The following is an 11,079-nucleotide window of genomic DNA, read 5'->3' on the forward strand; positions in this document are numbered from 1 at the left end:
CGCTCGGCTGGGAAACCCCAGCCGAGCGCCTGCATAAACTCATCGCGGCCTAACCAACCGACCACGTGTTGCGACGACCGCTAGAAACCGCCGAGTGGAGCGGGCCCTTCGTCCGTCAGCCGGCGGTTTCGTCAACTACCGGCGTACGGGTTCAGTTCTTCCAGCGCGGCTTGCGGTCGTCCCGGTTGAAGCCGCCGCGGTCCTCGCGGTTGAAGCCGCCGGAGCGGGCGCCGCGGTCGTCGCGGTCACGGCCGCCGAAGCCCGAGGACTGCGGACGGCCGCCGGAGCGGTGGTCGTCGCGGCGCGAGAACGGACGGCTGCTGCCGCCGCGCTCGTCGCGGTCACGGCCGAAGGACGGGCGGTCGCCGAAGGAGCGGGCCGGACGGTCACCGAAGGAACGGCCGCCACGGTCGTCGCGGTCACGGTTGAAGCCGCCGCGGTCGTCACGGTTGAAGCCACCGGAGCGGGCGCCACGGTCGCCGCGGTCGTCACGGTTGAAGCCACCGGAACGGCCACCGCGGTCGTCGCGGTCACGGCCGCCGAAGCCACCGCGGTCACGGTCGAAACCGCCCGAACGACGGTCGTCGCGGTCACGGTTGAAGCCGCCGCGGTCGTCACGATTGAAGCCACCGGAGCGGGCGCCACGGTCGCCGCGGTCGTCACGGTTGAAGCCACCGGAGCGGGCGCCACGGTCGCCGCGGTCATCGCGGTTGAAGCCACCGGAACGGCCACCGCGGTCGTCGCGGTCACGGCCGCCGAAGCCACCGCGGTCACGGTCGAAACCGCCCGAACGACGGTCGTCACGGTCACGGTCGCGGTCGCGGCCGAAGGCCGGACGCTCGGTGCGGGCCTCGCGGTAGGACGGGGTCCGCTCCTCGGCGGCCGGGCCGGACTGCGCCGGCACGGCGGCCGCGGCGTCGGCGGCCTGGGCGCCCTCGGCGACGGCGTCGCCCTCCGCGGCCGGGGCCTCGTCCTCGATGCCCAGCTCGGCCCGCTCGCGCGCCGCACGGGCGGCGAGGCGGTCGGCCTCCTCGCGCAGCTCGGTGGCGCGGCGCTGCGCGCGCTCCAGCTGGCGGGTCATGTCGGCGAGCTCGCGCTCGGCGGCACCGGCGATGTTCGCGGCGCTCTCGGCCTGCACCTCGGTCAGCGAGCGGGCGCCGGTGATCTTGGCGACCTCGGCGTCGAACGCGTGGTCCAGGATGTGGCGGCTGGCGTCGACGCCCGCGTCCTCCATGAGGCGGAAGACGCCGCGGCGCTGGTGCGGCAGCACCAGGGTGACGACGGCACCGGAGCGGCCGGCGCGCGCGGTGCGGCCGGAGCGGTGCAGGTAGTCCTTGTGGTCCCCGGCCGGGTCCACGTTGAGGACCAGGTCGATGCCGTCGACGTGGATGCCGCGGGCGGCGACGTCGGTGGCGACGACGACGTTGACGTAGCCGTCCTTGAAGTCGCCGAGGACGCGGGTGCGGGCGCCCTGGGTCATGCCGCCGTGCAGCGCGTCGGCCTTCACGCCGGCCTCGATGAGCTGCTCGGCGACGCGGTCGGCGCCCATCTGGGTGCGGACGAAGATGATCGTGCGGCCCTTGCGGGCGGCGATCGCGTTGGTGATCGGCGCCTTGTCCTTGGGCTTCACCACGAGGATGTGGTGGGTCATGGTGGTGACGGCGCCGGCCGACGGGTCGACCTCGTGGGTGACCGGGTTCTTCAGGTAGCGCTTGACCAGGGTGTCGATCTCGTTCTCCAGCGTGGCGGAGAACAGCAGGCGCTGGCCGCCGGCCGGCACCTGGTCGAGGATCTCGGTGACCTCGGGCAGGAAGCCCATGTCGGCCATCTGGTCGGCCTCGTCGAGCACGACGGTGCGGACGTCGTCCAGCTTGGCGCTGCCGCGGTTCAGCAGGTCGCGCAGACGGCCGGGGGTGGCGACCAGGATGTCGACGCCGCGCTCCAGCGCGTAGATCTGGTTCGACATCGAGGTGCCGCCGCAGACGACCTTGAGCTTGAGCCCGAGCACCGAGCCGAACGGCTCCAGCGCGTCGGCCACCTGCATGGCCAGCTCGCGGGTCGGGACGAGGATCAGGCCGCGCGGGTGCTTGGGCTTGGTGCGCTCGCCGTCGGCGAGGCGGGTGAGCAGCGGCAGACCGAAGCTGAGGGTCTTGCCGGAGCCGGTGCGACCGCGGCCGAGCACGTCCTTGCCGGCCAGGGCGTCCGGGATGGTCGCGGCCTGGATCGGGAACGGGGTGGTCACGCCGCGCTTGGCGAGGGCGCGCACGACGTCGTCGTGCAGGCCCAGGTCGCCGAAGGTGATGGTGGGCTCGGCGGACTCGGCGGCGTCGGTCTCGACGGCCTCGGTCTCGGGGGTCTCGACGGCCTCGACGGCGTCGGTCTCGGGGGTGGTGGTGACATCGGCGGCGGACTCGCTCGCGGGCATGGCGAAGCGGGCGTCGTCAACGAGAGACATGCAAAACCTTCCGGAAGTGGCACGCGCCAAAGTCCGGGGTTCTGTTTCACAACCGCCTCTATGCGGTCAGCCACGGATCGCCGGTACGCGCCAAGGGCGCCAGATGGGAGTAGGGCGCCAGACAAATGAATCAAACGAACGATCTACCACCATAGAGGATCCTCGGGATCGGAGGCAAATGCCCTGGCCATCCCCCTAATGCGTGGCCGGGTGGGGGCTCGGGGCCGGGGAACCGGAACTGCCGGAGGACGGTTCCGGGGCCGGCGGGACGGTCGCGGCGGGCGAGGAGTGGTCCGGCTCGGGGGTCGTGGACGGGTGGCTGCTGGGCGTCGCCGAGGGGGCGCCCGAGGTGCCGCCACCGGACCGTCCCTCGCCGGTGCCGGAGCCCGCCGAGCCGCCCGTGGCCGCCGTTCCGCCGCCCGCCGGCGAGCCGCTGCCCGGCTTGGGTGCGGGGCTGGCGTTCACGCCCCCGGCCGCGCCGTTCGCACCCGGCGCTCCCTCCGCCATGGGGGCGCCCGGCACGGGGATCACGCCCGCCGTGGCCGCGTTCGCGCCCGGCGCCGGCTCACCCGGAGCCTGTGACGTGCCCCCGGCGGGCGCGTTCTCCGTCTGCAAGCCCCCCTGCCGCTCCGAGCGCCCGGACGCACCCCCGAGGTGCCCGCCGCCCGCCGTGGCCGAGGGGCCGACCGTCGCCCCCGGCTTGACGGCCGGACCGGCCTGACCCACCGGCGCGGTGCCACCGGGCTTCTCCTCCGCCGCCGGGCCGACCGACATGCACCCCGTCAGCCCCAGCCCGGCCACCGCCAGCATCGCCGCCGCCCGCACCACACCGGCCCGCAGGTGCGCGCCCCGCGCCTGCTCCGCCGCCTGCGCCCGCGCCGAAACCGTACGCACCGCCGTCCGAACCGCCCGCACCGAAGCCACCGAGCTCCCTCTCTACCGCCCCACCCCGGCCGCCCCGTGCGCGCGGCCGTTCCCGGTGCCCAACGCGCGCCGGGCCCGGCGGGACACGGGCGGCGCACGGAGAAGCCACCGGCCGCCAACCGCCCGGCCCAACACCGGCGGTTCAAACGCGTGTCTGTTGGAATTCACCCCCGCGGGGGAGCGCAGAACGGCGGCCCGTCACGTCCGGGAGCGTCACCCCCAGAGCGCCGAGGCCAGCTCCGCCCCCGCGTAGACCGCCGCCAGCCCGGCCGCCAGGCTGCCGGCCACGTTCGCCACCGCGTACCGCCCGGCCCCGGTCTCCACCAGCCGCAGCGTCTCGTACGAGAACGTCGAGTACGTCGTCAGCGCGCCGCAGAACCCCGTCCCGACCAGCAGCTGGACGTGCGGGGAAGCGGCCCCCGCCGCGACCGCGCCGGTCACCAGGCCCAGCACCGCGCAGCCGACGACGTTCACCACGAACGTCCCCCACGGGAACACCGAGTCGTGCCGGGACTGCACCGCCCGGTCCGTCAGGTACCGCATCGGCGCCCCGACCACGGCCCCCGCCGCCACCAAGAGCCAGTTCACTTCCCGTCCTCCCCGGCACCGGTCGCACCGGCCGCGTCCGCCGACCCCGCCCGCCCGACGTACCGCACGACCTCGCACGGGTCGAGCACCACCAGGCCCTCCGCGACCAGTTCGTCCAGCTCGGGCAGGAAGCCCCGCACCCGCTGCTCCTCGTCCACGATCACCACCGCCACCGGCAGGTCCTCGCTCAGCGAGAGCAGGCGCGTCGTGTGCACCAGCGACGACGCCCCGAACCCCTCGATCCCCCGGAAGACGCTCGCCCCGGCCAGCCCGGCGGCGCGCGCCCGGTGCACGATCTCGCTGTACAGCGGCCGGTGGTGCCAGCGGTCGTTCTCCCCGACCAGCACGGTCAGCCGCAGCGCGGGCCCGCTGATGCGCCCGCCTCGCGGCGCTCGGCCGCTTCGCGAAACACGCACCTCCTGATCCGTCCGCTCGCCCCGCTCACTCGATGCCGTCATGCCCGGCCGCCTTCCCTGCCGTCTTCCCTGCCGGCCTCGCGAGCGCCGCGGTGGATCAGACGGCGCGTGACCAAGGCCGCCGCCCACACCGCGAGGAGGGCCGCCGCCAGCGTCAGCCCGAGGTACGCCAGGCCGGGACCGAGCCGGTCCGCCCCGATCAGACGCCGGACGTCCACCGCGTACGTCGAGAACGTGGTGAACCCGCCCAGCACGCCGGTCCCGAAGAACGGCCGCAGCAGCGGGTGCGCCGGGCGGCCCTCGGTGATCGCCACCAGGAAGACCCCGATCACCGCGCAGCCGACCACGTTGATCAGCAGCGTCGTCCACGGGAACGCGTCCGGCCCGTCCGTCCACGTCAGCCCGGCCGCGTACCTGGTCGTCGCGCCGATCGCCCCTCCCACCGCGATCACCGCGACGGCCGGCCCCTGCCCGCGCAGCACCGGCGGGCGCCGCCGCGCCACCGCCACGACCGGCGGCACCGTCCGTGCCACGTCGTCCACCGTCCCGTCCGAGGTCGTCATAGGGCCATGAAACACCGGCTCCCACCACCTGGCACGCCCTCATCCCAGACCCGACAATGATCTGGTGGAGATGACCCGGGAAGAGTTCGAGACGCTGGTCGGCGACGCGCTCGACCTGATTCCCCCGCAGCTCGCGGCCATGATGGACAACGTCGCGGTGTTCGTCGAGGACGAGCCGGAGGCCGCCGACCCGGAGCTCCTCGGCCTCTACGAGGGCACCCCGCTCACCGAGCGCGGCGAGTGGTACGCCGGGGTCCTCCCGGACCGGATCATCATCTACCGCGGCCCCACCCTGCGGCACTGCGAGACCCGCGAGGAGGTCGTCGAGGAGGTCCGCGTCACCGTGATCCACGAGGTCGCCCACCACTTCGGCTTCGACGACCACGAGCTCCACGACCTCGGCTGGTCCTGACCCCTCCCGGAGGGCCCCCGCCCCACCCCGCCGAAACCCGTTTTGGCGATCCGCCCGACATCCCATATGCTTCTCGACGTCCCCGAACGCTGGAAACAGCGGGACAGGCCGCAAGCCCTCATCGTCTAGTGGCCCAGGACGCCGCCCTTTCAAGGCGGTAGCACGGGTTCGAATCCCGTTGGGGGCACGCAGTACCGCAGTACACGTAGTAAAGTGCAGTGCCGCAAGACCTGGTGGCCCACCGGCCACCTAAGGTCCCGTGGAGCAGTTGGTTAGCTCGCCACCCTGTCAAGGTGGAGGTCGCGGGTTCAAGTCCCGTCGGGATCGCTCGTCTCGCAAGAGACGGTGCAGTACGGCCAGGTAGCTCAGTTGGTACGAGCGTCCGCCTGAAAAGCGGAAGGTCGCCGGTTCGACCCCGGCCCTGGCCACATAGCCTGACCAGGCACGATGCCCTCGAAGCAGTTCGCTTCGGGGGCATTTTTGCGTCGCTTGACGCCGGCACAGCGGACGGTCAGGCCCTCCGCGTCTTTGCCGCAACTCCACCGCCCCCACCGTCACGCCGCATCGGCGTGACGGTGGGGCACGAAGCGCATCGTCGTCCTTCCGTCCAGGGGGCCAGTCGGATGTCGAGGTCCGCCTCCAACGCCTCGGCGAGCCGCGCCAGCATGGGAAGGGTCGGGGTCGTGTCCCCCAGTTCCACGCGGGAGATGCCAGGCTGAGTCATGCCGGCCCGCCGGGCGAGTTCGGTCTGGGAGATCCCCAGTTGCCTTCGCCTGTCCCGCAGAGCGGCCGACAGCTGCTGCCCGTAGTCCACAGCTTCCTCCCGGCTATGCGGCGCGAGCGGCGAAGCTGACTGCCGTGCCCGAGGTCGCCAGATGGACGTCCACGGACACCTCCAGAGCCGCGGCAATCCGGAGAAGCAGGTCGGACGTGACCGGGAGGACTCCACCAACCTCGATGTGTTCCACCTCGTCAGCGGTGCTACCGAGGCGAACCGCCAGCTCGTCCTCGCTCAGACCCAGCTGGGTACGCCGGTCGTAGACCAGCTGACCGAGCGCCATGGCCAGACGAATCTGCTCTCGCTCGGCGATGATCGCGGGGGGCTCGAACTCCCCGTGGATCGCGCGCTTGTCCCGAGCCAGCTGCCAGCGTGCGTGGTTCACCGTTCCTCCTCCGCCGTGTTGCGACTGTAGATCTCATGAGCTACCGGATGCCCGGTCTCGCACACCAGCTTGGCAGCCTTGGCTCGCTTGACCTCCGCTTCCTCACGCATTCGGGTCTTGCGAAAGACAGTGAGCAGAACGATGCGGCGTCCAGGCGCCAGCCAGTAGCTGATCCGCACCGCGTTCCCGCTCAGACCGAGGCGCAGTTCCCGCACCCCATCACCCAGGTTCCGCGAGTGCGGCTCGTCGAGCGTGGTTGGGTACTCGGCAAGGAGATCAGCCTTCTCCTCGACCTGCCGATAGTGCTGCGGGTGAGACTCTCAAGCCAGAGACGCACCTCCGGTTCCAGCTCAATGGAGTAGCGCTCGCCCATACCAGCCACTGCATATCACGCAGATGGTATGGGCCGTCGGTTCGTTTCAAGCGCCCCGAGCATGCAGGTGGCGTCAGCCTCGCAGGGCCCGGTCGTCGAGCCGGCGCAGCAGGCCGGGCAGGTGCCGGTATTGCTCGCGGAGCGTGGCCAGCCGCTGCCGGAACTCCGGGCCGCGCCCGACGTGGTCACACGCATCACGGAGCTGGACCAGGAGGGCCACGGCGGTGTCGTAACGGGCTGCTTGCTTGCGGGCGACGTGGTTCTCGACCTCGCGCCAGATCGTTTGCTCGTCAGCGGCCAGGGTGGTCAGCTGCTTTGCCCGTGCCTCGACTCGAACCCGCTCGGCACCCTGCCGGCGCTCGGTGGCCAGCGTGTGCGCGGCATCCAGCAGTTCTGCAGCCGAGCGCTGCCCCGGCACCGTCGCGACGGGCGGTTCGCCGTGCAGGCGGCGCAGAAGCTCGGCTCCCAGCTGAGGCTCATCGCCCAGCGCCAGGCGCAGCAAGAGGTCGTTCTTCACCTTCTCGGGAAGCGCGGCGATCAGCGGCGCCAACTCCTTCCTCCCAGGCCGCTTGCGAGGTGCGGGGGCCGGCGGGCTGGCCTGGGCGGCGACCGCGAGCAGGTCGTCGTCGACACGGTCGGGAGCTCCGGGGCGACTTCACCGCCACGATGCGGTGCACACCGCCCTGCCCGAACGCTTGGGACGATCCCCTGGTCACCGGCCCGCCAGCAACGCGCCCGCCAGCGACCGGGCAGTGTTCGGTCCCTTGCCGTGGCGCGGTCGTGCTCCGGACAGTGACGGCATGCGGTTGGGGCCGTGTTCCCGGCGGGCCTTCTCGATGACCGTCGTCCCGGTCTCCGCCTCCAGCACGGGGGCGTAGCCGGCAGATCGAAGCGCGGCGAGGGTCGCGTCGGGCTCGGCCGTACTGATCAGCACCGTCGGCGCGATCCGTCGCAACCCGAGCTTGGCCAGCGCACGGGCTGCGGCGAGCTCCGACACCAGTGCCTCGTCGTCGGAGCGGATGCAGCACGCGGAGCGCACCACTCGCATCCGGCCGTGGGTCCGCGCGGTGTCCTTGATCAGATACTCCAGGGGCTGCGGAAGCGGCCGCCCGCCCTCGGAGACGTCGGCCAACCGGGCCAGCAGGTCGGCGGCGTCCCATCCGGAGTCCAGCGCCCGGCGCACCGTCGCAGGGGTGATCCGCCACACCACGGCATGGCCCTCCGACTCCCGGTCCGCACAGGCGGCCAGCAGGTCGGTCAGCTCCGGTGCGCCAGATCCGGCGACCACGGCCGTCAGGTCCGCCTGGAACCGGGCGGTGGTCTGCGGCGAGGGCAGCAGCACGTCCAGGGCCGCGGACACCTGCCGAACCGCGTCGGCCAGCGCAGGATGGTCGCGCAGCTCCGGCCCGGCCCCCGGAACGGCGGGGAAGTGGCGGTGTGCACCCGCCCTCAGGAACCCGAGCACGGCGTGCCCGAGACGAGTCAGCGCTCCGTGCGCGACGACCCCGAGCAGCTCCGCCTCCGCCAGGGTCGCCTCGACCCGCTCAGCCTCCCACGGACCTTGGGCGAGGGCGGTCGGACGGAACCAGGCCGCCGTGGCGATGAGACCGGCGAGCGCGGTCACCCGCGTGCGAGTGGACTTGCCGGTGGCGACTCCGTGACCGGCCGGCAGGGTGGCCAGAGCCTCCAGCACGGCATAGCGCAGAGCGACGGCCTCGCCGTCCTCCGGAGTGATCAGCGCGACCGGGGTGTCGTTCTCGTCCGGCCAGTAGCTGAAGACCTCGGGCACCACCGCCCAGGTGGCGACGATCGGCAGCAGCCGCTGAGCGGGCGCGGCCGCCAGCCACTCGTCGTACCGCTCGGTGGGCAGCATCCGGGCAGGCGGCTGGGGTTCCGGGCGACGCGTGCGGCCCCGTCCTCTCGCCGGGGCCTCCGGTTCCTCGGCGCAAGGGGTGATCAGGTCCGCGTTGTTCGCCAGGTCGAGCCACAACCGGACCTGCTCCTCCGGCAATCCGACCGCCTTCGCCAGCCGACGGGTGTCCCGGACCGCGATCCCGCCTGCCTTGCGCACGGCGAGCGGCTGCACGGCCATCTGGCGGAGCACCAGCTCGACCCGGGAGGCCGCCTCGGCCAACGCCGCCTGCGCCTGGCTCTCGACTGCACCACCGGGGATCTCCACCGCCCCCTCGACCGGGGGCGGGGCAGACTGGTAGCTCGGCGCGCGGTCGTGGTCGCGCAACGCGTCGGCCACCTCGCGCGGCAGTTCCACCAGGTCCTCATCCACCGGAACGACCATGCCCCGGGCGGCCAGCCAGTCCGTGCCGGGATCTCCCGAGCCGCCTTCCCGGAAGGTGAACTTGCCTCCGGAGCCCGGGTAGAAGCCGCCGCCGTACCGGGAGACGAAGCAGTGCGTGCGCAGCAGTGGCGGGCCCGGAACCAGTTTGTCCAGCAGGTCCAAGGCCGCGGGCGGCGCCTCGGCGGCCATGGCGCGCACGCGCTTCGCGTCCCTGAGCACGTCCACGATATGCCGCTGCGCCTCGTCTCGCGTCCGCGCCTTCGCGAGCCCCAGCCCCTGCGCGATGCGGTGGATCTCCGGGGCGTTGAAGGCCTCGGTGAGCAGTTGCTCGGCGGGCCGGCCGTAACCGCCGCCTTCGCCCGCCTGGCGGTGGACCAGGATCGGAACGGTGACCCTGCTCCCGGACGAGGGCAGCACCAGGGCCCGCTCGGCCAGCCGGGACAGCGCGGCCGCGGCCGCGGACCGCCCCGCGTCGTCGAGTTGCAGGAATCGGAAGAGCTGGTCCCGGGTCACGGACCGGTCAGCGGGGTCGACCGCAGGCGCGTCGAGCCGCGGTGAACGGCCGCCGTAGCCGCTGAACAGGTGATGGCCCGGTAGGGCAGCCGGAAGCGGACCGTGCAACCGTTCGGCCAAGGTCGCCACAGCGACCAGCAGTTGAAAGTCCCCGAGGCTGATCTCACTCAGCCCCTGGGCCGTCGAAGCGTCCGTCAACAGGTGGCCGGCCAGGTCGGCCAGGCTCGTCACCCTTGCCGCGTAGGGAAGTTCGCGCTGCTCCAACAGGTCGGTCAACTGTGAAGGTGTGCGGTCGGCCAGCCAGATCGTGAGGCTTCGTACTGATTTCACCGCACCAAGCGTAGTCAGTCGACGACGGGGAGGGGGTCCGAGGTTTGAAGCCGACCCGACGCCCTCACCGCCCAACCTCCGGCGATTACGCGAAGACCTCGATGCTGCACTTGGCGGCGCCGCTGCGCCGGATTCGGGCGTCACTGGTGACGAGTGGCACACCGAGGGTCTCGGCCAGCGCCACGTACTGCGCGTCGTAGGCGCTGATGTTGTGGTGGAGTTCTCGAACGCGCTGCCACAGGATCAGCGTCTCGTGTCGCGTGATGGCGAGGGCCTGGTAGTCGGCAACGGCCTTCACCGCTTCCTTCTCCGCGAGCTTGCCGCCGCGCACCATGCCGAACAGGGCCGAGACGAGCTCGTAGTCGAGCAAGCCAGGGGCAGCGAGCGCATCCAGCCCGCGGAGTCGGTCGCGGACGGCCCGGCCGGCGGGACCGTGGTCGGTGAGCACCCGAACGAGCGCGGAGCAGTCGATGACGACGCTCAGATTCACCGGCGCTCCCGGCCCTCGTCGATCGCGGAAAGGATGTCCGCCGTACTGACCTCAGAGCGGGTCTCACGGTCGAGGCGGCTCATCATCTCGGCCAAGGTCGGCGTGGCCGCCTCACGGGTGACAAGGTCGAGCAGGTACGCCTGAAGGCTCTTTCCGCCCTGGGCCGCCTTGATCTTCAGAGTTTCGAGAATCGAGTCCGGGACCTCACGAATGGTGATCGCAGTCATGCATGCATTTTAGCTGCACTGCCTGCAAAGTGCCATCACTTACGCTACGGAGGAATGCCGGTCGAAGCCGACGCTGACGCCAACCGGTCCGCACAGTGACACCCGAAGCCGCACTTCCACAGACGACAGAAGCGCTCAAGTACGGGCATCTCACCGCCCCGGCTTGGCCTGAAAAGCGGAAGGTCGCCGGTTCGACCCCGGCCCCGGCCACCGCCGGGAAGGCCCCGGAGAGATGGCGGTTTCTAGGGGTCGTTGCAACACGTGGTCGGTTGTCTAGGCCGCGATGAGTTTATGCAGACGCTCGGCTGGGGTTTCCCAGCCGAGCGTTT

The 11,079-nt window shown here is 72.0% G+C and carries 12 protein-coding genes, 3 tRNA genes and 1 pseudogene; 4 read left to right on the forward strand and 12 right to left on the reverse strand.

Translation table 11 applies throughout. The features are described from left to right. Positions 1-151: 151 nt before the first annotated feature. The 5 genes from AB0C76_RS40360 to crcB (AB0C76_RS40380) form a co-directional block, all read right to left on the reverse strand. The gene (locus AB0C76_RS40360) at positions 152-2,455 is read right to left on the reverse strand and encodes a DEAD/DEAH box helicase (protein ID WP_359975463.1); all 2,304 of its coding nucleotides are present in this window, start codon (positions 2,453-2,455) and stop codon (positions 152-154) included. A 195-nt stretch (positions 2,456-2,650) separates the two neighbouring features. Then, positions 2,651-3,349, reverse strand: a complete 699-nt coding sequence (locus AB0C76_RS40365) for a hypothetical protein (RefSeq protein WP_359975466.1) — start codon at positions 3,347-3,349, stop codon at positions 2,651-2,653. Between the two features lie 243 nt (positions 3,350-3,592). Beyond that, a complete protein-coding gene (crcB, locus tag AB0C76_RS40370) occupies positions 3,593-3,967 on the reverse strand; it encodes a fluoride efflux transporter CrcB (RefSeq protein ID WP_359975469.1) in 375 nt (124 codons plus the stop codon). Continuing rightward, entirely contained in the window at positions 3,964-4,383 is a 420-nt protein-coding gene (locus tag AB0C76_RS40375) for a DUF190 domain-containing protein (RefSeq protein WP_359975472.1), read from the reverse strand. The genes crcB (AB0C76_RS40370) and AB0C76_RS40375 overlap by 4 nt, the downstream gene beginning before the upstream one ends. A gap of 38 nt (positions 4,384-4,421) precedes the next feature. Further along, a complete protein-coding gene (crcB, locus tag AB0C76_RS40380) occupies positions 4,422-4,946 on the reverse strand; it encodes a fluoride efflux transporter CrcB (protein WP_359975475.1) in 525 nt (174 codons plus the stop codon). A 61-nt stretch (positions 4,947-5,007) separates the two neighbouring features. On the opposite strand from crcB (AB0C76_RS40380), the gene AB0C76_RS40385 reads away from it, so the two are divergent. From AB0C76_RS40385 to AB0C76_RS40400, 4 genes are all read left to right on the forward strand, one after another. After that, complete coding sequence (locus AB0C76_RS40385; protein WP_359975496.1) at positions 5,008-5,358, forward strand: metallopeptidase family protein; 351 nt, start codon at positions 5,008-5,010, stop codon at positions 5,356-5,358. Between the two features lie 114 nt (positions 5,359-5,472). Beyond that, positions 5,473-5,545, forward strand: a tRNA-Glu gene (locus AB0C76_RS40390). 66 nt (positions 5,546-5,611) lie between these two features. Then, positions 5,612-5,685, forward strand: a tRNA-Asp gene (locus tag AB0C76_RS40395). A gap of 27 nt (positions 5,686-5,712) precedes the next feature. Beyond that, positions 5,713-5,786 (forward strand) — tRNA-Phe (locus AB0C76_RS40400). Between the two features lie 83 nt (positions 5,787-5,869). Here AB0C76_RS40400 and AB0C76_RS40405 read toward each other — a convergent pair. The 7 genes and pseudogenes from AB0C76_RS40405 to AB0C76_RS40435 all read right to left on the reverse strand — a co-directional run bounded on the left by AB0C76_RS40405 (position 5,870) and on the right by AB0C76_RS40435 (position 10,750). Further along, a complete protein-coding gene (locus AB0C76_RS40405; protein WP_359975478.1) occupies positions 5,870-6,172 on the reverse strand; it encodes a helix-turn-helix transcriptional regulator in 303 nt (100 codons plus the stop codon). 13 nt (positions 6,173-6,185) lie between these two features. Continuing rightward, the gene (locus AB0C76_RS40410; protein ID WP_359975481.1) at positions 6,186-6,521 is read right to left on the reverse strand and encodes a helix-turn-helix transcriptional regulator; all 336 of its coding nucleotides are present in this window, start codon (positions 6,519-6,521) and stop codon (positions 6,186-6,188) included. Next, positions 6,518-6,894: pseudogene (locus AB0C76_RS40415) on the reverse strand (type II toxin-antitoxin system RelE/ParE family toxin). Before AB0C76_RS40415 ends, AB0C76_RS40410 begins: the two are co-directional and overlap by 4 nt. A 73-nt stretch (positions 6,895-6,967) precedes the next feature. Further along, complete coding sequence (locus AB0C76_RS40420; RefSeq protein ID WP_359975484.1) at positions 6,968-7,444, reverse strand: hypothetical protein; 477 nt, start codon at positions 7,442-7,444, stop codon at positions 6,968-6,970. A 162-nt stretch (positions 7,445-7,606) separates the two neighbouring features. Beyond that, a complete protein-coding gene (locus tag AB0C76_RS40425) occupies positions 7,607-10,033 on the reverse strand; it encodes a helicase-associated domain-containing protein (RefSeq protein WP_359975487.1) in 2,427 nt (808 codons plus the stop codon). Positions 10,034-10,118: 85 nt separating this feature from the next. After that, positions 10,119-10,523 (reverse strand): type II toxin-antitoxin system VapC family toxin, encoded by a 405-nt coding sequence (locus tag AB0C76_RS40430; RefSeq protein ID WP_359975490.1) that lies wholly within the window; start codon positions 10,521-10,523, stop codon positions 10,119-10,121. Beyond that, the gene (locus tag AB0C76_RS40435) at positions 10,520-10,750 is read right to left on the reverse strand and encodes an antitoxin (protein ID WP_359975493.1); all 231 of its coding nucleotides are present in this window, start codon (positions 10,748-10,750) and stop codon (positions 10,520-10,522) included. Before AB0C76_RS40435 ends, AB0C76_RS40430 begins: the two co-directional genes overlap by 4 nt. Positions 10,751-11,079 lie beyond the last annotated feature (329 nt).

It is taken from the genome of Kitasatospora sp. NPDC048722 (assembly GCF_040650235.1).
In the GTDB taxonomy this organism is placed as follows: Bacteria; Actinomycetota; Actinomycetes; order Streptomycetales; family Streptomycetaceae; genus Kitasatospora.

Coding starts and splice junctions, on each gene's coding strand:
- crcB (WP_359975475.1), bottom strand. CDS start 4,946: ATGACGACCTCGGACGGGACGGTGGACGACGTGGCACGGACGGTGCCG.
- AB0C76_RS40435 (WP_359975493.1), bottom strand. CDS start 10,750: ATGACTGCGATCACCATTCGTGAGGTCCCGGACTCGATTCTCGAAACT.
- AB0C76_RS40360 (WP_359975463.1), bottom strand. CDS start 2,455: ATGTCTCTCGTTGACGACGCCCGCTTCGCCATGCCCGCGAGCGAGTCC.